Raw genomic sequence first — 19,539 nt, 5'->3', positions numbered from 1 at the left:
GGCGAAATAAAACGGCGCGCCTGAAGGGTGCGCACCGCCGTAAATCAATAAACCTGCCTGCCGTTGATGCCAGCGGGGAAAATGCCGGTGGCGAAAATATGCCCGTTGGCCTGGATCTGATCGTCGGGCAACATCTCCAGCGGGAACTCGGCCGCCAGGCAGCTGAGAAAGGCGTTGCGATCGTCCGTGGTGGTAAAGCCGATCAGATCGTAGAACAGCAGCGAAGCGATCAGCTGGCGATGTTCCGGGATGCGCCGCAGCAGCGCCGCCGACGGGAACGGCAGGTGGAAGAAGAACGCGCAGGCGTTCAGCAGCCCTTGCTCCTTCAGCGCCTGGGCGCAGGGCAGCAGCTGGTAGTCGTCGATGCAGACGGTATCGCCGGGGCACAGGTGCTCGCAGGCGATATCGGCAAACCGGCGGTTCAGCTGCCGATAGGCGCGGTAGTTTTCCGGCGTGAAGTGCGCCTTCTCCGGCTGGTTGTGGAACACCGGCCACAGGCCGTCGTGGTAATAGCCCTGATAGTGGCGGCGAAACTCCTCGATCGACAGCGGAAAGGTCACCTGATCGTAACCGGCGCGCTGCCGGCAGCTGATCGGGCGCTGCGCGAAATTCTGCACGTCGCCGTTCCAGCCGAGCCACAGCCCCGGTTCGGCATCGGTCGCCAGCGTCTGGCCGGCGCAGGCCAGATCCTTACCGTCGCACTGCTTGTTGGAAATCAGCACCAAACGAGACATGGGGGTCTCCTCATCAGTGAAGGGCGCGCAGGGCGTGTGCCGAACCATCGGCGCGCCAGGGTGCTTGCAGGGCGGGCAGCGTGACGCGCAGGCCGCGCAAGGCCGGATGCGCCAGGCAGCAGCGCGTCAGCCAGCTTCCCAACCCGACGCCGCGGTATTCGGCGCTGACGAACAGTTCGCTCACCGAGGCGAAGGTGGCGTAATCGGTCACCATGCGGGCGAAGCCGAGCAGGTGGCGCTTGCGGTACAGGCCAAAGCACAGGCCGTGGTGCACCAGGCGCTCGGCCGCCGCCCGATCCGGCAGGCTGAGAAAACGTTGGATCGCCTCGATATCCAACAACTGCCGATCGGTGCTGATATGAAAAACGCCTTTGCGCCAGCAGAGTAGCGGCTGCACGGGCGCCCGTTGCGGTTGCATATTCATGATTATCCTCAGGTTAATGAACCGGGGGTTACAGCATCCAGCCGAGTTCGGCGGCGGTGACCTGTTCCTCGAAGCGGCGCAGTTCGGCGCTTTTGCAGGTGTGCCACAGGGTGCAGAACGCCGGGCCGAGCAGCTCACGCAGCGGATCGCTGTGGCGGAACAGCGCCAGCGCCTCCTGCTGGCCGAGCGGCAAGGGCGCGGCGTTGTCGCTCTCGCAGCCGTTGGCGGCGGGCGGCAGCGGCAGCGGGTGTTCCAGCCCGTGCAGCAGGCCGCCGAGCATCACCGCCAGCGCCAGATAAGGGTTGGCGTCGGCGCCGGCCAGGCGGTATTCGATGCGCTGGTTGGCGCTGTCGGCGCAGGGCAGGCGCAGCGCCACCGTGCGGTTGTTGTGGCCCCAGGAGGCGCGCAGCGGCACGTGCATGCCGGGGCGGAAGCGGCGAAACGCGTTGATGTTGGGCGCCAGGATCGCCATCGACGCCGGCATCAGCGCCAGCATGCCTGCCATCGCCTGCTGCATGTTGTCGCTCAGTTCGCCCGGCGCGCCGGTCAGCAGGTTCTCGCCGTGCTCGTTCTGCAGGCTGATGTGGAAATGCAGCCCGCTGCCGGCGGCGTGGGCGCAGGGCTTGGCCATAAAGCAGGCGTGCTGGTGATGTTGCTCGGCAATCTGCCGCGTCAGGCGCTTTAGCGCCATGATCTGGTCGCAGGCTTCCAGCACGCGCCGGCTGTGATGCAGATTCAGCTCGTATTGGCCGGAGGCGGCTTCGGCCACCACGCCGGTCAACGGCAGGTTTTGCAGGCGGGCGTGCCGTTCGATGTCGCTCAGCAGCGCATGGTGGCGCTCGGGCGCATCCACCGCGAAGCTCTGCGTCGGGCAGGCTTCCGCCGCGGCGGGGTGCTGCGGATCCTGCAGGTAGAACTCCAGTTCGGCCGCCACCACCGGGAAGCAGTTGCGCTCGTGCAGGCGCTTCAGCACCCGTTGCAGCACCACGCGCGGCTCCAGCTCGCAGGCGCCGCCGTCGGCATTTTGCATCGTCAGCAGCAGCTGGGCGTGGCGTTCAGGATCGCGCGCGCAGGGGCGCAGCGTGCCGGGCACCGGCAGGCACAGACGGTCCGGCTCGCCCGCCCGCTGCCCCAGCCCGCTTTCTTCAATCACCCGGCCGTGCAGATCCAGGGCGTAGATCGACAGCGGGAAGTAGCAGCCTTTCTCCAGCCCAAAGGCTTCGGCGATCGGCAGCCGCTTGCCGCGCAGCTGGCCGTTCAGATCGTGCAGATAAATATCCAACTGTTCGGTCTGCGGATAGCGCTGCAGGTAGTGTTCCAGCTCTTTGTGGAAGGCGCGCGTTGGCGAAGCGGGCAGCTCCGCCAGCAGCGGATTGAAGCCGATGATATTAGAATGCATGGCGTGCTCCAGAACGACGACCGGTCACGGCCAGAGGCAGGGATAAACGCATGGGACAACTCTCTTGTGAGGCCATAGCGGCGATGTGAAAAGGGTATCTGCGGCGGCAAAAACTGTCTGTAAAAACGCCGTAACGTTAACGGGGCGTGGAATAAAAATGCCGTAAAGAGCGTGGCGGCGTTGGCGGGTTGGCCGCGCCGGCACGGTCTATACTGGCGAGACGGGCCGTTGAAGGAGAGATAACGATGAAGAGAATAGGGCTGCTTATCGTCGCGCTGGCCGCGTTCAACGCCACCGCGTCTTCCCCACAGGCGTGGGCCGAGAGCGAAAGGGCGATGCGCGCCGCCTGCCTGAAAGCCAGCGGGCTAAAAAACGCCAGGGTGGAAGGGGCGATCGTTCACTACGGCGACGACGTCGGCTATTCGGCGCTGTTTATCGGCGGGCGCTATCCGCAGCCGTTTATGAAAAACAAGCCGGGCAGGGAGCTGTGCTTATATCAGCGCGCCACGCAGAAGGCGGCGGTGCAGGCGGTGGAGGGGAGCAACGCGTCTGCTCAACCTTGATGCTTGATGAGGTAAATAAAAATACAGCCCACGGTGGTAATAATGGCCTCTACGAGTAAAAGTATAAAATCCATCGCCAGCCATTTCTGTAGCTCAGGAGAGGCGGTTTTTTGCACGAAATCATAGGTTTTCGCATCGAGCCAAACCTGACCCCTAATCTTGATTTTTTTCCTCTTCAGGATCCAAAGAAACCACTGTACCTTCAATGAGGTACCTAGCATGCCGAGGCCGTCGGCAAAGGCGAGGTAGGGCGGAATAAAATGTCCACTGCCGGCGTAATGTTGATAGAACGCGTCAAACTCTTTTTTATGGCGACGGTAGCCAATGAATTGGATGCAGGCGCTTAAAACCAGCAGCGTTAAGCATAATATGACAAGGGTTTTCATTGAGCAGCCTGAATCACGACATTCTCGCTATTATCATAAAGATCAATGCCATGATGAAGAGCACGCCTTCCAGCGCCAAAAGCGTGCCGTTATTTTTCATCCAGGTCTGCAAGCGTTCAGATGATGAAAGACGAACAAATTCATAGGTCTTGGCGGGAAGATATTGGTTTTTCTTTACCTTGATTTTCTTCCCGCAAAGGATCCATCTGAACCATTGGGCTTTGATGGAAGTACCTAAAGAGCCAAGGCCATCGGCAATTGCGACGTGAGCAGGGACAAAGTGGCCCTGTTGGGTATAGCGTTGATAAAAAACATCGAACTCGCGTTTATAGCGACGAGAGTAAATATATTGAACAAGCCAACAAAGTAAGAGCAGCACGGCTGCAATAAGTGATGCTGTTTTCATAAGCCACCGGCTAAGGTTCAAGGGGCGTTATGCCTTGCTCAAAAAAGCAAAGATACACATCAACGCCAAACCCCCCATTTTCAGCACGCTTAAGATGAAGTCTTTTCGAAGCCAGTTTTTGAGGCGTTGAGATGTGTTTTCATTCACGAATTCGTAGGTTTTTGGGCTCAGAAAAGCGTTTTTCCCTATCTTTATTTTTCTGCCATTCAATATCCAACGGAACCATTGCGCTTTGATAGACACACCGAGCAAACCAAGGTTATCCGCGAAGATGACAAATGGAGGCAAGGGATGGGCGCTTTGTACATAACGTTGATAGAATTCAGAAAATTCTTTTTTATAGCGCCGATAGTAAAGGTACTGAACCAGGGCGCTAATCAATGTCAGAGTGAAGAACAGGACGATAGCGATTTTCATTATTCACCAAAAATGAAACCAGTAATGCTGTCGGCGGCTACATCGCCACCCCAACTGCCAGCTGCGCCACCCAGAGCAGCGCCTGCTATACCGCAAGCTAAAATACCGGTACCAAACGTGGAGGCGCCTAAGACGATACTACAAGCTGTCATTGCTAACATCGCACCACCTTCACCCCCCAAAATCCCCGCCGCAGTACTTGCCGCAAAATGACTGTATCCCTTCACCGCGATCTTGGCGCACTCCTGTTCACGGCCGGTGGTGCAGGCGTTGTAGACGTCGTTGGTGGTGTTCAGCCCACTCAATCCGATGCCTATCCAGCCGCCGGCTTTCATAAACTTGGCCGCACGGCTGGCGCTGTCGACGTAGTTCGAATAGCCCTTGATGGCACCGACGCCGGCGGTGCTCCATTCATGCACCAGCGATTTACTGGAGAGCCCCAGCGCGTGTTTGATTTGCGCATACTCTTTCATATTGAGTTGAGCACGAGTAAGGCGATTCAGTAACGGTTTTAATGTACCGAACAGCCGCGCTCGTTCCACCTGAAACTGCGTGCCAATCAAAGCGCCACTCGTGCGGAACTGATTTTGGTAGGTTTTTTCAATCTCGACCAGGATATTTTTGATCTGGCTGAAGTAGCGTTCTCCGGCATCCGAAGCCAGCCCGACGACCGTTTCCCCATAGCTGGTGAAGGCGGCGATAGCGGCGTAATTGCGGTGCAAGAAGGTGGAGAAATCGCTGTCACCGGCTTTCACCGCTTTGCTGGTGCGGCTCTTGGCCTGCATCAGGGCGGCGATCGGCGTAGATTGATTATGATTGCGCGGATCGGCGACGATCAGCATTTGCCCCGGTTGAACCAGCGGCGTATCGGCATTGAGCTGCATAAAAAAGCGTGCCGCTTCGGATGGCTTGCCACCGAACAGGTAGTTGGCGTGGAAGGCGAGCGGGCCGGTTTGTTGGGCGATGCAATAGCCCGGTGCGATGCTGCTGGACTTCTGTTCCATGTCGAAAAGCCTCCTTATTTTTAGGAAACTTAACATTTTCTACAGGGTGGTAACAGGTTCTGGCTCACGCTCTCGATCGGAGAATCATCTGAAAACAGCGGTATTTCGCTAAATCTGCCACTCCTTTCCTCTTTTCGATTGAATTGCTGAATGGTGTCTTATCGGTTTCTTTTGCGAGTTGCCAGGCAAAACGCCAACGGCGGTCTGGAGAAAATTATATATTCCGGTCTATCGTCTTGTCATAGATTGTACTCTATAATCAGGAGATGCCATGTGGACGGTAATGACAACGGAAGAGTTTGATCGGTGGCTCTGTGAGCAGGATGAATCGACGCAGGAAAAGGTGTTGGCCGCGCTGGTGATGCTCGAGCGTGCCGGGCCTTCTCTCCGGCGGCCTTTTGTCGACGTGCTGAAAGGTTCGTTGCATCCCAACATGAAAGAGCTGCGTATTCAGCACAAAGGGCGGCCGATTCGCGCCTTTTTCGCCTTCGATCCGGCGCGGCAGGCGATTGTGCTGTGTGCGGGCGACAAAACGGGTAATGAGAAGCGGTTTTATAAAGTGATGCTGCCCATTGCGGATGCGCAGTTCACCCAATATTTGATGTGTTATTTCAAGGAGTAACCCATGAGCACCTTAAAGCAACTGCTGGCCTCCCGCACCCCGGAGAGCCGCCGGCGCATCGAGGAAATGGCCGAAGAGATGCTGTTTGAAGCGCACCTGCACCAGCTGCGGGAAGCGCTGAATATTTCCCAACAGGAACTGGCGAAAACGCTGGGCATTTCCCAGCCTTCGGTCGCGGCCATCGAAGGGCGCGGCAACGAGCTGAAGATTTCGACCCTGAAACGCTACGTGGAAGCGATGGGCGGCACGCTGCGCCTGGACGTTGAGCTGCCGGGCGGCAAGCACGTCGGGTTTACGGTCTAAGCGCGGGCTGCGCGCCACTCCCCGCCATTTCCCGTTCGATCACGGTCGCCAGCGCCTGCGCGGCGGAAGAGAGTTGGTGCTGCGCCAGGCGGATCAGGCCCACGCGCCGTTCGATGATCGGGCCGATCAGCGGCACGCAGACCGCCCCCAGCTCATCCATCTGTTGCTCGCACAGCGCCGGCACCGCGCTGGCGCCGAGGCCGTTGGCCACCATGCGCCCGACCGTCACCAGCTGGTGGCTTTCAAACGCCACCTCCAGCGTTCGCCCGCTGCGGGCCAGTTCCTGCTCCAGCAGCAGCCGCACCGCCGATGGCCGCTGCAGGGTGATGAAATCCAGCGTCAGCAGCTCCTTCCAGCTTACCTGCGCCTTGCGCGCCAGCGCCGAATCCTTCGGCACCACCGCCAGAAAGCGATCGCGGCACAGCGGGGTGAAGTGCAGGGTGTCGCTCGGCTCCGGCTCGAAGGCGATGCCCATCTCCACCCGCCCTTCGCGGATCATTTCAAATACCTGCTCGTTGATGACGTCGTGCACCGCCACGTTGATGCCGGCGTAACGATCGCGAAACGCCTTGAGGATCGGCGGCAGCGGGTTGCCGGCGAACGACGGCATGGCGGCGATCGCCACCTTGCCCATCTGCAGGGTGAAGCGCTGGCGCATCGCCTCTTCTGCGTTGTCCCAGTCCGCCAGCAGCTGGCGCGCCATCGGAAAGAAGGTTTCCCCCTCCGGCGTCAGCGTCACCCGGCGGGTGGTGCGCAGCAGCAGCGGCCCGCCCAGCGCGTCTTCCAGCCCACGGATCGCCAGGCTGAGCGCCGGCTGAGAAATATTCAGCCGCTCGCTGGCCTGGGCGAAGTTCAGAGTGTGAGCTACCGCTAAAAACGCGCGTAACTGTTTGATGCTCATTTTCATTTTGGCTGGCGTTAACTCTTTGTTAATTTTCGGTTAACGAATGATTGATAAAAATTCTAAATGAATGCGGCATAAAAACAAAATTAACAAATCATTTTTGTGACCTGAAGATGCCCTCACGCAAGCCAGGGCATTTCGCCCTGCGCCGCAACATGCAGGGGCAACGATATGGCAGGGCTCGACAAACGCGTCGGCAGCTACCAGGAAGCGCTGGCAGGCCTGACGGACAACATGACGGTGCTGGCGGGCGGCTTTGGCCTGTGCGGCATCCCGGAAAATCTGATCGAAGAGATCCGCCGGCGCGGCGTGCGCGGATTGACGGTGGTCTCCAACAACTGCGGCGTCGACGGGTTCGGCCTCGGGCGGCTGCTGGAAACTCATCAGATCCGCAAGGTGGTGGGATCTTACGTCGGCGAAAACGCGCTGTTCGAGCAGCAGGCGCTCAGCGGCGAGCTGGAGGTCGATCTCACGCCGCAGGGCACGCTGGCGGAGAAGATCCGCGCCGGCGGCGCCGGTATCCCGGCGTTCTTCACCGCCACCGGTTACGGCACGCCGATCGCCGAAGGCAAAGAGGTGCGCGAGTTCAACGGCCGCCCTTACATCATGGAAACCGCCATCACCGGCGATTTCGCCATCGTTAAGGGCTGGAAGGCCGATCACTTCGGCAACGTCATCTACCGCCACACCGCACAGAACTTCAATCCGCTGATGGCGACCGCCGGGCGCATCACGGTGGTGGAAGTGGAAGAGATCGTGGCGCCGGGCGAGCTGGATCCGGCGGCGATCCACACCCCCGGCATCTACGTCGATCGGCTGATTCAGGGCACCTTCGAGAAGCGTATCGAACAACGCACCCTGCGGGCATAAGGAGAATTCGCATGCTTACCCGTGAACAAATGGCGCAGCGCGTGGCGCAAGAGCTGAGGGACGGTTACTACGTCAACCTGGGCATCGGCATCCCGACGCTGGTGGCCAACTACGTGCCGGCGGGCATGGACGTGATGCTGCAGTCGGAAAACGGCCTGCTGGGGATGGGCGAGTTCCCGACCGAGCAGCAGCTGGACGCCGACATGATCAACGCCGGCAAGCAGACGGTCACCGCGCGCCTCGGCGCGTCGATCTTCGATTCGGCGCAGTCGTTCGCCATGATCCGCGGCGGCCACGTCGATCTGACCGTGCTGGGGGCGTTTGAAGTGGACGTCGAGGGCAACATCGCCTCGTGGATGATCCCCGGCAAGATGGTCAAGGGCATGGGCGGCGCGATGGATCTGGTGGCGGGGGCGGAGAACATCATCGTGGTGATGACCCACGCCTCGAAGGGCGGCGAGTCCAAGCTGCTGCCGCGCTGCACGCTGCCGCTGACCGGCGCCAACTGCATCCGCAAGGTATTGACCGATCTGGCCTATCTGGAAATTGAAGACGGCGCCTTCGTGCTGCGCGAACGCGCGCCGGGCGTCAGCGTGGCGGAGATTGTCGCCAAAACCGCCGGCCGGCTGATCGTGCCGGAGCAAGTGCCGGAAATGCGTTTCTGAAACGGGAGGTGAATGTGCAACAACGTGAAGTGGTGATCGTGGCGGCAACGCGCACGCCGGTCGGCAGTTTTCACGGCGCGCTGGCGCCGTTGACGGCGGTGGAGCTGGGCACGGCGGCGGTGCAAGGGCTGCTGGCGCAAAGCGGGGTGGCGCCGCAGCAGATCGATGAAGTGATCCTCGGCCAGGTGCTGACCGCCGGCTGCGGGCAGAACCCGGCGCGCCAGACCGCGCTGAATGCCGGGCTGCCCGTTACGACGCCGGCGCTGACCATCAACAAGGTGTGCGGCTCTGGTTTGAAGGCGGTGCATCTGGCGGTGCAGGCGATCCGCAGCGGCGACGCCGAGGCGGTGATCGCCGGCGGCCAGGAGAGCATGAGCCAGTCGCCTTACCTGATGGCCGGCGCGCGCGCCGGCCTGCGCCTCGGTCACGCACAGATGGTGGACAGCGTGATCCACGATGGCCTGTGGGATGCCTTCAACGACTACCACATGGGTATCACCGCCGAGAACCTGGCGGAGAAATACGCCATCAGCCGCGCCGAGCAGGACAGCTTTGCGCTGCGCTCGCAGCAGAAGGCGCAGGCGGCGCAGCAGGCCGGGCGTTTCGCGCAGGAGATCACGCCGGTGACGGTGCCGAAGCCGAAGGGCGAAGCGTCGCTTGTTAAGCACGACGAACAGCCGCGCGACACCAGCCTGGAAGCGCTGGCGCGGCTGCGTCCGGCGTTTCGCAAGGAGGGCACGGTGACCGCCGGCAACGCCTCGTCGCTCAACGACGGCGCCGCCGTGGTGTTGCTGATGAGCGCGGAAAAAGCCGCCGCGCTGCGCTTGCCGGTGCTGGCGCGCATCGCGGGTTACGCGTCGTCGGGCGTCGATCCGGCGATCATGGGCATCGGCCCGGCGCCGGCCACTCGGCGCTGCCTGGAGAAAGCCGGCTGGCGGCTGGAGGAGGTCGATCTGATCGAAGCTAACGAAGCCTTTGCCGCGCAGGCGCTGGCGGTGGGCAAAGAACTGGGCTGGGAGGCGGAGCGGGTCAACGTCAACGGCGGGGCGATCGCGCTGGGGCATCCGATCGGCGCGTCCGGCTGTCGCATTTTGGTGTCGCTGCTGTACGAAATGCAGCGCCGCGGGGTGAACAAGGGGCTGGCGATGCTGTGCATCGGCGGCGGGCAGGGCGTGGCGCTGGCGGTAGAGCGCCCGTAAACAACCGAGGAGGGCACGATGCAGTCATCTGATTATGCGGTACTGGGCGCCGGATTGATGGGGGTGGGCATCGCCACCCACTTTATTCGCCACGGCCATGAGGTGCTGCTGTATGACCCGGATCCGCAGCGCCGGGTGGAGGCGCCGGCGGTGGCGAGCGGCATTCTGGCCGAGCTGAGCGACGTCGGGCAGTTTGATAACGATGAGCGCGACGCGGCGCTGGCGCGCCTGCGCGTGACCGGCGAGCTGAACGACGTGGCGCGCGCCCGGCTGCTTATTGAGGCGATCCCGGAACGGCTCGAGCTGAAGCACGCGCTGTATGAGCAGTTGGAAGGGCTGATCGCCGACGACGCGGTGATTGCCAGCAACACCAGCGGCCTGCCGCCGGACGAGCTGGCGGCGCGCATGACCCACCCGCAGCGCCTGCTGATCGCCCACTTCTGGCACCCGCCGCACCTGATCCCGCTGGTGGAGATCGTGCCCGGTCGCGCCACCGATCCGCGCCATCTGGCGGCGGTGCAGGCGCTGCTCGGCGGGATGGCGCTGGAGGCGGTGCTGCTGGAGCGCGCCGCGCCGGGGTTTGTCGGCAACCGGCTGCAGTTTGCGGTGCTGCGCGAGGCGCTGCACATCGTCCACAGCGGCATCGCCAGCGCCGAGGTGGTGGATCAGGTGATGCGCGCCTCGCTGGGGCGGCGCTACGCCATGGTCGGCCCGCTGGAGGCCGCTGACATGACCGGGCTGCCGACGGTGGCGGACATCGCTCGCCACCTGTTCCCTGAACTGGCGACCGGCGACGAGATGATGGCGTTGGTGGAACAGCGGCTGCAGCGCGGCGATACCGGCCAGCGCAGCGGCCGGGGATTTTATCTTTGGGATGACGCACGCAGGGAACGCATTCAACGGCGACGGGCGCATCAGCTGCGCTTTGCGCTGAAACCGTAATTTCGCACTCCGTACCTGACAATAACAACGATACTGAGGTGACCGATGAGCGTTTTGATTGCCCTGGCAGCACTGGGATTACTGATGCTGGCCGCCTATCGCGGCTACAGCGTGATTTTGTTCGCCCCGATCGCCGCGCTGGGCGCGGTGCTGTTGACCGATCCCGGCGCGGTGGCGCCGACTTTCACCGGGCTGTTTATGGAGAAGATGGTCGGCTTCGTGAAGCTCTACTTCCCGGTGTTCCTGCTGGGGGCGGTGTTCGGCAAGCTGATCGAGCTGTCCGGCTTCTCCCGTTCGATCGTCGCGGCGGCGATCCGCATTCTCGGCCGGCGTCACGCCATTCCGGTGATCGTGCTGGTGTGCGCGCTGCTGACCTACGGCGGGGTGTCGCTGTTCGTGGTGGCGTTCGCGGTCTATCCGTTCGCCGCCGAGCTGTTCCGCCAGAGCGGTATCCCCAAGCGGCTGATCCCGGCCACCGTGGCGCTCGGCGCCTTCTCCTTCACCATGGACGCCTTGCCGGGCACGCCGCAGATCCAAAACATCATCCCGACCAGCTTCTTCGGCACCAATGCCTGGGCCGCGCCGTGGCTGGGGCTGATCGGCTCGCTGTTCATCATCGCGGTCGGTCTGCTGTATCTTGAACGCCAGCGGCGCAAGGCGCAGCTGAAGGGAGAAGGGTACGGCTCCGATCTGCTGAACGAGCCGGAAACCCCGGACGACATCAACCTGCCGAACCCGCTGATCGCCATCCTGCCGCTGATTTTGGTCGGGGTATTCAACCTTGGCTTCACCCATTGGATCCCGCAGTGGTACGGCGCCAGCCACGAGCTGACGCTGCCGGGGCTGGCCAAGCCGATCACCACCGACGTGGCGAAGATCACCGCCATCTGGGCGGTGGAAGCGGCGCTGGTGTCGGGTATTCTGCTGGTGGTGGTGTTCGGCTTTCGCAATATTCGCGGCCGGCTGGCGGAAGGCAGCAAGACGGCGGTCGGCGGCGCGATCCTGGCGGCGATGAACACCGCCTCCGAATACGGCTTCGGTGCGGTGATCGCCGCGCTGCCGGGCTTTTTGGTGCTGTCGCAGGCGCTGTCGGCGATCCCCAACCCGCTGCTGAACGAAGCGATCAGCGTCACCCTGTTGGCCGGCATCACCGGATCGGCTTCCGGCGGTATGAGCATCGCGCTGGCGGCGATGTCCGACAGCTTTATCGCCGCCGCCCATGCGGCACAGATTCCGCTGGAGGTGCTGCACCGGGTGGCCTCGATGGCCAGCGGCGGCATGGACACCTTGCCGCACAACGGTGCGGTGATCACCCTGCTGGCGATCACCGGCCTCAGCCACCGGCAGGCCTATGGCGGCATCTTCGCCATCACCCTGATCAAGAGCGCCGCGGTGCTGTTCGTGATCGGCGTGTTCTACCTGACCGGCATTGTTTAAAGGAGCGATACCATGAGTGTACAAGGCAAAACCGCGCTGGTGACCGGCTCGACCAGTGGCATCGGCCTCGGGATAGCGTCCGTGTTGGCTGCCGCCGGCGCGCGCGTGATCCTCAACGGCTTCGGCGACGTGGAGCAGGCACAAGCTCAGGTCGCGCGGCTGGGCGCCGCGCCGGGGTATCACGGCGCCGATCTCGGCGATGCGGCCCAGATAGCGGACATGATGCAGTATGCCGAACGCGAGTTCGGCGGCGTGGACATTCTGGTGAACAACGCCGGCATTCAGCACGTGGCGCCGCTGGATCAGTTCCCGGTGGAGAAATGGAACGCCATCCTCGCCATCAACCTGTCGGCGGTGTTCCACACCTGCCGATTGGCGCTGCCGGGGATGCGCGAACGCAACTGGGGGCGTATCATCAACGTGGCGTCGGTGCACGGGCTGGTGGCGTCGAAAGACAAGTCGGCCTATGTGGCGGCCAAGCACGGCGTGGTGGGGCTGACCAAGACGCTGGCGCTGGAGACCGCGCGCACGCCCGTCACCTGCAACGCCATTTGCCCCGGCTGGGTGCTGACGCCGCTGGTGCAGCAGCAGATCGACAAACGTATTGCCGCCGGGACCGACCCGCAGCGGGCGCGCGATGAGCTGTTGGCGGAGAAGCAGCCTTCGCAAGCGTTCGTCACGCCAGAGCAGCTCGGCGAGCTGGCGCTGTTCCTGTGCAGCGATGCGGCGGCGCAGGTGCGCGGCGCCGCCTGGAACATGGACGGCGGTTGGCTGGCGCAGTAGTGAATTCTCTCTCTCGGAGCGCGCAACGCGCTCCGTCGTTATTTCCCGCCATGAGTTAATTCCTCTGCGTGACGGTTTACCTGCGGCAATAATATTTATTTGTTATTTGCTATTTTTATTCCCGGATAATCACGCCGGTTTATTTTGGGTGAAACGTGCGGATTGGTTTATTTTGTGCTGCGGTTATTACACTATTTTTCTTCGCGTTACAGATGAACACGTTTTTGCTGAAATTAAATCCAACCTGAAATAATGACAGGTTATGGCGTGAATTTTTATATCTTGCGTGCGCTGTTCACATCGGTTAATTATTTCTGCGTGGCTTAAGACCACCGTGTTTATAACAATAATTTTTTCGGGCAGGGGTAATAATGAGAAAAAATACAACGCCAATATTCATTGGCGGCGTCTTGCTGTCGGCGTTATCCGCCGGCGCACAGGCCGAGATCACCATTCTGGATAAAAACCCGCAGAGCAATGTGTTGCTGGCGCCGCTCAGTATAAAAGTGGGCGGCAGCATTCGCCCCGAGTGGATCTTCAATAACGGCCCGGAGCCGGGCTATGACAAAAACGGCCACGACGGCGGCACGCGTTTTCGCTTCAGCGGCGACTATGCGCTGACGCAGGATACCTCGATCATCGGCTATTACGAGTGGGGCGTCGATCTGGCGCACGCGCTCAGCTGGGACGGGCACTATAACGAAGACGGCAAGCGCGACTATCAGCGCCAGCTGTACGCCGGTTTCAAAGACGATCGTTACGGCACCCTGACCTACGGCCATCAATACGGCATCTATTATTCAGTGGTCGGCATCAAAAGCGACGTCTGGGATAACGATGGCCATGCGGGCGGCACCGGCATCGGTATTTCCGGCGACTACGACGGCGGCAATAAACCGAAAAACAGCATCAAGTACACCAATGATTTCGGGCCGGTAACGCTGTATGCCAACTATTTATTGCCGGAAGACGATCTGCACACCGCGGATAACCTGATTTATCGCCGCAAGGGCGGGGGCGGGTTGGGCTTCGATTACAAGGTGACGAAAGATTTCACCTTCAGCGCGGCCTACAGTTATACCGACGCGAAGATCAAAGACAATCTGTACAGCGAAAAGGATTATCACCAGCAGCTGTCCGGCACCGCGTTGACCTGGCAGCCGAACAACTGGTACATCGTCGGCACCGCCAGCTACTACAAAGACTATGTGCCAAGCACCCGCCAGCGCACGCTGTCGCACTTCTTCGCCGGTGACGGCTACGGGCTGGAAGGCTTCGTCGGTTACACCTTCAATATCGACAAGCCGTTCCTCAAATCGATCCAGCCTTACGTGGCGGCGGACTCGCTGCGGCTGAAGGGTGACGAGGCGTATCACGCCAACCACGTTTACCTCGGCGCGGGCACCACCATCGGTTACGGACTGTCGGTGTATGTGGAGCGCACGCTGGCCAACAGCAGCGACGACGAGCCGGACTCCACCTGGATTACGGTGTTCTACGACTTCTGATTCTCACCTGCTTCAAGCCGGCGCCTGCGCCGGCTTTTTCACATGGTAATTGCGCCGCCCAGGGTCTCTCCAGAGGCGTTTCGCTCCGCCAGGTAGCGCGCCGGCGGTTTGCCTACCGCCTTTCTGAACATGGTGACGAAGCCGCTGGCGCTCTCGTAGCCCAGATCCAGCGCCACCGTCTGTACGCTCTCGCCCTGCGTCAGGCGCTGCAGCGCCAGCATCACGTGCAGCTGGCGCCGCCAGTGGCCGAAGCTCATGCCCATCTGCTGTTGCAAGGTGCGGCTGAGGGAGCGCTCGCTCATGCCGATGCGCTGCGCCCACTGCCCGAGGGTGGATTTGTCCGCCGGGCTGCTCAGCATGCCTTCGGTCAACTGCCGAATGCGCGCGTCGTCGGACACCGGCAGATGCAGGTTCTCGATCGGCGCGGCCGCCAGCTGGTCCAGCAATACCGCCGTCAGGCGCCCTTCGGCGCCCTGTTCGTCGTAGAGCGGCTCGAAGGTGCTGGCCTGCAGCAGCAGCTCGCGCAGCAGCGGCGAGACCGACAGCGTGCAGCAGTTTTGCGGCAGACCGGCGGCGGCATGTTGATCGACGAACAGGCAGTAGGCCTCGGTGGAGCCGGCGCCCTGAGCGTTGTGCAACACGTTGCCCGGCATCCACAGCGCGCACTGCGGCGGCACCAGCCACAGCCCGTTTTCCACTTCGCAGCGGATCATGCCGCGTACCGTGTAGATCAGCTGCGCCTTCTGATGGCGGTGCGGCTCGACTTCCCAGTCCTGCTCGAGGGTCGAACCTTGCAGGGCAAACAGCGGGCGCGGCACCTGATCGATATCCAGACAGTGGCGGGGGATCTGTACTTTCATGAGAACAATTCTCAATTTGGCGGAATTGAAAAGTATTATGTCCTGATTGCGCAATGTGGTCTAGCGCCGGTGCCGATAAAGTAAGCGCCAGTCCTAAACCATTTCCTGAGGAAACTGATTATGTCATTGGATACCGCCGATTTTCCGCTGGTATGGATGCGCCAAAACGGGCGCGATACCCAGGCCGAACTGGCCGAATTCAGCGCGCTGCTGGCGCGCGCCGAACCCTTTGTCCTGATGACCGACCGCAGCGTCGGCGATGAAGAACAAGAACATGACCGCGATGCCCGCACCCAGGTCGCGCTGTGGAAGCGCGATAACCGTGAGGCGCTGAAGCTGTGGGTGAAAGGCATGATCATGCTGGAACCGGACGACGCCAAACGCGCGGCGGCGGAAGAATTCGCCGAATACGGCGCCAAGTTCTGGGGCTATCCGGTGCTGGTGGCCGCCGATGAAGCCGCAGGGCGGGTATTGGCGCAGACATTATTGTTAAAATAAGGGGAATACCATGCACCAGCAACAGGTGATTGAACAGCTGCTGGCCTGGATCGAGCAGAGCCTGGATCAGCCGCTGACGCTGGACGACATTGCCGCCAAGTCCGGCTACTCCAAGTGGCATTTGCAGCGGATGTTCAAGCAACATACCGGCCATATTCTCGGCACTTACGCCCGCCGCAGAAGGCTGACCGCCGCCGCGCGCGAACTGCGCCTGACCGGCACCAGCGTGGCCTGCATCGCTGATACTTACCAGTTTGATTCGCAGCAGACCTTCACCCGTTGCTTCCGCAAACAGTTCGGTCTGCCGCCGGCCAGCTATCGCCGCAGCCAGGATTGGTCGAGCTACGGCCTGCAGCCGCCGCTGCGGCTGACCGAAACGCCGTTGCCGCAGGCCGACATCGTGACGCTGCCCGCCATGCAGCTGGTGGGCAACACCCAGCGCCGCAGCTTTACGCTGGGGCAGCTGGCGGCCTCCAAGTGCGAGCTGCGCCGCCACGCCTGGCGGCAGCTGCTGCAGCCGCAGGCGCTGCCGGAGGTGGTATACGGCCTCACCAGTCTGGAGGTCGACAGGCAACGCCGGGGTAATCCGCGCATGGCCTATACCGCCGCTCTGCCGGACGAAGGGGCGATGGGGGAGCGGGTGATTATCGAACAGGGGGAGTATGCCCGTTTCACCTATCAAGGGCAGGCGGAAGGGTTACAAAACTTTATCGTGCGGCTGTACGACACCGCGATGCCGCAGATGAACGCCATCCGTCGGCCGGGGCAGGATATCGAGCTTTTCTACCCGGCGCAGGAGGGCCGCTGCCCGCTTGGCGGCGCGGCGATCCGCTGCGAATATCTGATCCCGATCCGGCGGGTAGAAGCGTTGGCCGCCGCCGGTTAGGCGGCGGTTCTCGCAAAAAATCGCCTTCGTGGCGCTTCAGGTTACAAAAAATTGCGATATTACATCGGTAATGGTTCACACTTTGATTGATGTGCACATATAATGCGCATCCGGTCAAATCCCCTCCCTGTATTTCAGGCCGCAGCGCTTGGCTGCCGGCTGAAACCCATCGGGGTCAAAGTGGCCGTAGAAACCGATCCTCCTAATCGCCAGTGGCCTTGACCAACACGAAGATGAAAATGAGCATTCGCGCGTTATTAACCCTGTTTACGGCACTGGTTGCATTCAGCCAGGCTGCCTTCGCCGTCGTTTACCCGCTGCCGCCAAAAGACAGCCGTTTGGTGGGCGAAAATATCCAAATCACCGTACCGGAAGACAGCAAACTGCCGCTGGAAAGCTTCGCCGCCCAGTATCAGATGGGGCTGAGCAACATGCTGGAGGCCAACCCGGGCGTGGATCCGTTCCTGCCGAAGGCCGGCAGCACCCTGACCATCCCGCAGCAGCTGATCCTGCCGGACGCGCCGCGTGAAGGCATCATCATCAACAGCGCCGAAATGCGTCTGTACTACTACCCGAAAGGCTCCAACACCGTGGTGGTGCTGCCGATCGGTATCGGCCAGCTGGGTAAAGACACCCCGCTGAACTGGACCACCACCGTGCAGCGCAAGAAAGACGGCCCGACCTGGACGCCGACCGCCAAGATGCGCGCCGAGTACGCGGCCGACGGCGAGATCCTGCCTGCGGTGTTCCCGGCCGGCCCGGACAACCCGATGGGGCTGTATGCGCTGTATGTCGGCCGCCTGTACGCCATCCACGGCACCAACGCCAACTTCGGCATCGGCCTGCGCGTGAGCCACGGCTGCGTGCGTCTGCGCGCCGACGACATCAAGTACCTGTTCGAGAACGTGCCGGTCGGCACCCGCGTGCAGTTCATCAACGAACCGATGAAAGCCACCGTCGAACCGGACGGCTCGCGCTACGTGGAAGTGCACAACCCGCTGTCGGCCAACGAAGAGCAGCTGCAATCCAAAGATCCGGTGCCGCTGACCATCTCCGCGCCGGTCGGCAAAGTGCTGATGGACGCCGGCGTCAACCAGAGCGAAGTGGACGCGGCGATCAAGGCCCGTTCCGGTATGCCGGTGAAAGTGAACTGATCGCCTTCCGGCCTCAGTGAAAATGCCAAAAAGACGCCTGCGGGCGTCTTCTTTTATGCCCGTAAAACATGCTGTTGCGTGTGCGTGCGCAATGATGCCCTCAACGTTGCACTGAAAGAAGTCATTATGCGCGTCATCATGCAAATCGGGTTTCTCATGGTGGTCGTCATCAATGTTTAAAGCGATGCTGGCGGGGAGGAATGCACTGGAAAAGTGTCTCACTAAGTGCTACGTTTTTACGGGAAGCCCATCGCAATGCGTACATTTAAAACTTGTTGGTTTAGCAGGAAAGCTCGTGCTCACGGCATCACCGATAAGGCGTTGTGTCGGGCAGTAAAAGACGTGCAACGGGGTTTGGCTACAGATTTAGGCGGTGGCGTATTTAAAAAACGTCTTAATCATAATCGCGACCGCGCGTTGGTATTAGCGAAAAATGGTCGGCACTGGGTGTTTGTTTTTTTGTTTGCCAAGCAGGCCCAGACCAATATTACAGGGGCAGAATTACACGCTTTTCGCAAGTTAGCCATGCAGTTTGGCGCGTTGAGCGACGACCAGGTCGAGTCCCTGGTTGTGAAAAAAGAATGGATGGAGATTTGCCATGAAGCAGGAAAAAACGTTTCGGAGTCAGGCCTTTGAGGCGATTCACAGCGCCGCTGAAGGATTGCATCGTGCTGGCGCCATTTCTCTGGAAACCCTACGCAGTTTTGATGAGTCTTGCCTTGCGCCGGTCGAGATGTTGCAGCCCCAGGAGATCAAAGCGTTGCGCGAGCAGTTACGTTTAAGCCAACCGGTTTTTGCCCGTTATCTGAATACCAGCGTGTCGACCATACAGAAATGGGAGACGGGGGTGAAACGGCCGGGCGGCGTGTCGCTTAAGCTGCTTTCGATCGTACGCAAGCACGGGCTTGAGGTCTTGTTGTAGTGACCGTCTGGGCTGTCACTATTATCACATTATCCCCTCTGGCTTTGGTTCTCTGAAATGCCCACCTCGCAATTATTCCAATAAAAACTATAGCTAATTAATAAGTTATATCTCTCTCGTTATCCCATGCCATTGAAAAAATTCTCGCAAAAAATCCACACTGTGAAAATAAGATCACACAAGCGTAACAAAAGGTAAACAAACCCCTCCTATATTGGCTGCTTCGCTTTTGGGAGGGAGTGTCATGCGTAACTGGAACGAACCGAAAAAGAACAAAGCGCACATCGAACTGATCCCGATGATCGACGTGATGATGTTTTTATTGGTGTTTTTCGTCTTGATTAGCCTGAACGTCATTCCTGCGCTCGGGTTGAAAACGCAGCTGCCGTCCGCCGGCAGCGCGCAGCAACTGAAACCGCAGAAGAAAGCGATCATCACGCTGGGGGCCGACGAACAGCTGCAGCTGGATGGCCAGCCGATCGCGCTCGACGCGCTGGTCAACACGCTGAAGCAACAGCAGCAGGCCAACCAGACCACCACCATCATCGTCAACAGCGACAAGGGCGTGGCGGTCGAGCGGCTGGTGGCGGTGATGGACAACCTGCGCCAGGGCGGTTTCTTCTCCGTCTCCATCGCGACACGGAAGCTGTGAC

25 protein-coding genes are annotated in these 19,539 nt (G+C 60.7%); 16 read left to right on the top strand and 9 right to left on the bottom strand.

Translation table 11 applies throughout. From position 1 onward, the window contains the following. Positions 1-44: 44 nt before the first annotated feature. From ACJ8HH_RS15055 to ACJ8HH_RS15045, 3 genes are read right to left on the bottom strand one after another with little or no spacing between them, the layout of a single operon-like run. A complete protein-coding gene (locus tag ACJ8HH_RS15055) occupies positions 45-734 on the bottom strand; it encodes a trehalose-6-phosphate synthase (RefSeq protein ID WP_033652815.1) in 690 nt (229 codons plus the stop codon). A 13-nt stretch (positions 735-747) separates the two neighbouring features. Then, on the bottom strand, positions 748-1,158 hold the full coding sequence (locus ACJ8HH_RS15050) for a GNAT family N-acetyltransferase (protein ID WP_033636925.1): 411 nt from the start codon (positions 1,156-1,158) through the stop codon (positions 748-750). A gap of 28 nt (positions 1,159-1,186) precedes the next feature. Beyond that, the gene (locus tag ACJ8HH_RS15045) at positions 1,187-2,557 is read right to left on the bottom strand and encodes a glutamine synthetase family protein (protein ID WP_060439129.1); all 1,371 of its coding nucleotides are present in this window, start codon (positions 2,555-2,557) and stop codon (positions 1,187-1,189) included. Between the two features lie 245 nt (positions 2,558-2,802). Between ACJ8HH_RS15045 and ACJ8HH_RS15040 the strand changes: the two genes are divergently transcribed. Beyond that, positions 2,803-3,120: a hypothetical protein gene (locus tag ACJ8HH_RS15040; protein WP_060426418.1), complete on the top strand. Its 318-nt coding sequence runs from the start codon at positions 2,803-2,805 to the stop codon at positions 3,118-3,120. On the opposite strand, the gene ACJ8HH_RS15035 is transcribed toward ACJ8HH_RS15040, so the two are convergent. The 4 genes from ACJ8HH_RS15035 to ACJ8HH_RS15020 are packed head-to-tail and all read right to left on the bottom strand — an operon-like array spanning position 3,111 to position 5,333. After that, entirely contained in the window at positions 3,111-3,506 is a 396-nt protein-coding gene (locus ACJ8HH_RS15035) for a hypothetical protein (RefSeq protein ID WP_033652820.1), read from the bottom strand. The two genes, ACJ8HH_RS15040 and ACJ8HH_RS15035, sit on opposite strands and share 10 nt — an antisense overlap. Positions 3,507-3,519: 13 nt before the next feature. Further along, on the bottom strand, positions 3,520-3,912 hold the full coding sequence (locus ACJ8HH_RS15030; RefSeq protein ID WP_033652821.1) for a hypothetical protein: 393 nt from the start codon (positions 3,910-3,912) through the stop codon (positions 3,520-3,522). Positions 3,913-3,939: 27 nt separating this feature from the next. After that, complete coding sequence (locus ACJ8HH_RS15025; protein WP_039567571.1) at positions 3,940-4,329, bottom strand: hypothetical protein; 390 nt, start codon at positions 4,327-4,329, stop codon at positions 3,940-3,942. Continuing rightward, positions 4,329-5,333 (bottom strand): hypothetical protein, encoded by a 1,005-nt coding sequence (locus tag ACJ8HH_RS15020; protein WP_060419528.1) that lies wholly within the window; start codon positions 5,331-5,333, stop codon positions 4,329-4,331. The genes ACJ8HH_RS15025 and ACJ8HH_RS15020 overlap by 1 nt, the downstream gene beginning before the upstream one ends. 271 nt (positions 5,334-5,604) lie before the next feature. On the opposite strand from ACJ8HH_RS15020, the gene ACJ8HH_RS15015 reads away from it, so the two are divergent. Next, entirely contained in the window at positions 5,605-5,955 is a 351-nt protein-coding gene (locus ACJ8HH_RS15015) for a type II toxin-antitoxin system RelE/ParE family toxin (RefSeq protein ID WP_033645671.1), read from the top strand. Between the two features lie 3 nt (positions 5,956-5,958). Then, on the top strand, positions 5,959-6,258 hold the full coding sequence (locus ACJ8HH_RS15010) for a helix-turn-helix domain-containing protein (RefSeq protein ID WP_019453270.1): 300 nt from the start codon (positions 5,959-5,961) through the stop codon (positions 6,256-6,258). On the opposite strand, the gene ACJ8HH_RS15005 is transcribed toward ACJ8HH_RS15010, so the two are convergent. Next, positions 6,248-7,165, bottom strand: a complete 918-nt coding sequence (locus tag ACJ8HH_RS15005; RefSeq protein WP_033648568.1) for a LysR family transcriptional regulator — start codon at positions 7,163-7,165, stop codon at positions 6,248-6,250. The two genes, ACJ8HH_RS15010 and ACJ8HH_RS15005, sit on opposite strands and share 11 nt — an antisense overlap. Before the next feature lie 168 nt (positions 7,166-7,333). Between ACJ8HH_RS15005 and ACJ8HH_RS15000 the strand changes: the two genes are divergently transcribed. The 7 genes from ACJ8HH_RS15000 (at position 7,334) to ACJ8HH_RS14970 (ending at position 14,566) form a co-directional block, all read left to right on the top strand. Beyond that, positions 7,334-8,032 (top strand): CoA transferase subunit A, encoded by a 699-nt coding sequence (locus ACJ8HH_RS15000; RefSeq protein ID WP_004933280.1) that lies wholly within the window; start codon positions 7,334-7,336, stop codon positions 8,030-8,032. An 11-nt stretch (positions 8,033-8,043) separates the two neighbouring features. Continuing rightward, positions 8,044-8,697 carry a CoA transferase subunit B gene (locus ACJ8HH_RS14995; RefSeq protein WP_019453268.1) on the top strand — a complete coding sequence of 218 codons (654 nt, stop codon included), beginning with the start codon at positions 8,044-8,046 and terminating at the stop codon, positions 8,695-8,697. A gap of 14 nt (positions 8,698-8,711) precedes the next feature. Then, entirely contained in the window at positions 8,712-9,896 is a 1,185-nt protein-coding gene (locus ACJ8HH_RS14990) for an acetyl-CoA C-acetyltransferase (RefSeq protein WP_060451848.1), read from the top strand. Between the two features lie 18 nt (positions 9,897-9,914). Continuing rightward, positions 9,915-10,838 carry a 3-hydroxyacyl-CoA dehydrogenase family protein gene (locus tag ACJ8HH_RS14985; RefSeq protein ID WP_060451815.1) on the top strand — a complete coding sequence of 308 codons (924 nt, stop codon included), beginning with the start codon at positions 9,915-9,917 and terminating at the stop codon, positions 10,836-10,838. A gap of 45 nt (positions 10,839-10,883) precedes the next feature. Further along, positions 10,884-12,275 (top strand): GntP family permease, encoded by a 1,392-nt coding sequence (locus ACJ8HH_RS14980; protein WP_033651392.1) that lies wholly within the window; start codon positions 10,884-10,886, stop codon positions 12,273-12,275. Positions 12,276-12,287: 12 nt separating this feature from the next. After that, on the top strand, positions 12,288-13,058 hold the full coding sequence (locus ACJ8HH_RS14975; protein ID WP_038878344.1) for a 3-hydroxybutyrate dehydrogenase: 771 nt from the start codon (positions 12,288-12,290) through the stop codon (positions 13,056-13,058). A 371-nt stretch (positions 13,059-13,429) separates the two neighbouring features. Continuing rightward, the gene (locus tag ACJ8HH_RS14970; protein WP_060451816.1) at positions 13,430-14,566 is read left to right on the top strand and encodes a porin; all 1,137 of its coding nucleotides are present in this window, start codon (positions 13,430-13,432) and stop codon (positions 14,564-14,566) included. Between the two features lie 38 nt (positions 14,567-14,604). Here the strand turns inward: ACJ8HH_RS14970 and ACJ8HH_RS14965 are convergent, their stop codons facing one another. Beyond that, on the bottom strand, positions 14,605-15,426 hold the full coding sequence (locus ACJ8HH_RS14965) for an AraC family transcriptional regulator (RefSeq protein ID WP_019453262.1): 822 nt from the start codon (positions 15,424-15,426) through the stop codon (positions 14,605-14,607). Between the two features lie 120 nt (positions 15,427-15,546). On the opposite strand from ACJ8HH_RS14965, the gene ACJ8HH_RS14960 reads away from it, so the two are divergent. From ACJ8HH_RS14960 to ACJ8HH_RS14935, 6 genes are all read left to right on the top strand, one after another. Further along, positions 15,547-15,924, top strand: coding sequence for a hypothetical protein (locus ACJ8HH_RS14960; protein ID WP_049202336.1), 378 nt, complete (start codon positions 15,547-15,549; stop codon positions 15,922-15,924). A gap of 10 nt (positions 15,925-15,934) precedes the next feature. After that, complete coding sequence (locus ACJ8HH_RS14955; protein ID WP_060451817.1) at positions 15,935-16,810, top strand: helix-turn-helix domain-containing protein; 876 nt, start codon at positions 15,935-15,937, stop codon at positions 16,808-16,810. 233 nt (positions 16,811-17,043) lie between these two features. Beyond that, a complete protein-coding gene (locus tag ACJ8HH_RS14950) occupies positions 17,044-17,964 on the top strand; it encodes a L,D-transpeptidase family protein (protein ID WP_025305160.1) in 921 nt (306 codons plus the stop codon). A gap of 255 nt (positions 17,965-18,219) precedes the next feature. Continuing rightward, positions 18,220-18,600: a type II toxin-antitoxin system RelE/ParE family toxin gene (locus ACJ8HH_RS14945; RefSeq protein WP_071883888.1), complete on the top strand. Its 381-nt coding sequence runs from the start codon at positions 18,220-18,222 to the stop codon at positions 18,598-18,600. Further along, positions 18,563-18,886, top strand: a complete 324-nt coding sequence (locus ACJ8HH_RS14940; protein ID WP_047569482.1) for a helix-turn-helix domain-containing protein — start codon at positions 18,563-18,565, stop codon at positions 18,884-18,886. The genes ACJ8HH_RS14945 and ACJ8HH_RS14940 overlap by 38 nt, the downstream gene beginning before the upstream one ends. A gap of 244 nt (positions 18,887-19,130) precedes the next feature. Next, on the top strand, positions 19,131-19,538 hold the full coding sequence (locus tag ACJ8HH_RS14935) for an ExbD/TolR family protein (RefSeq protein WP_004933244.1): 408 nt from the start codon (positions 19,131-19,133) through the stop codon (positions 19,536-19,538). The last annotated feature ends 1 nt before the right edge of the window (position 19,539 follow it).

This window comes from Serratia sp. CY32780, assembly GCF_052169135.1.
Taxonomy (GTDB): domain Bacteria; phylum Pseudomonadota; class Gammaproteobacteria; order Enterobacterales; family Enterobacteriaceae; genus Serratia; species Serratia sarumanii.
The sequence above is the reverse complement of the archived record's forward strand: the minus strand, read 5'-3'. Positions and strand labels throughout refer to the sequence as shown.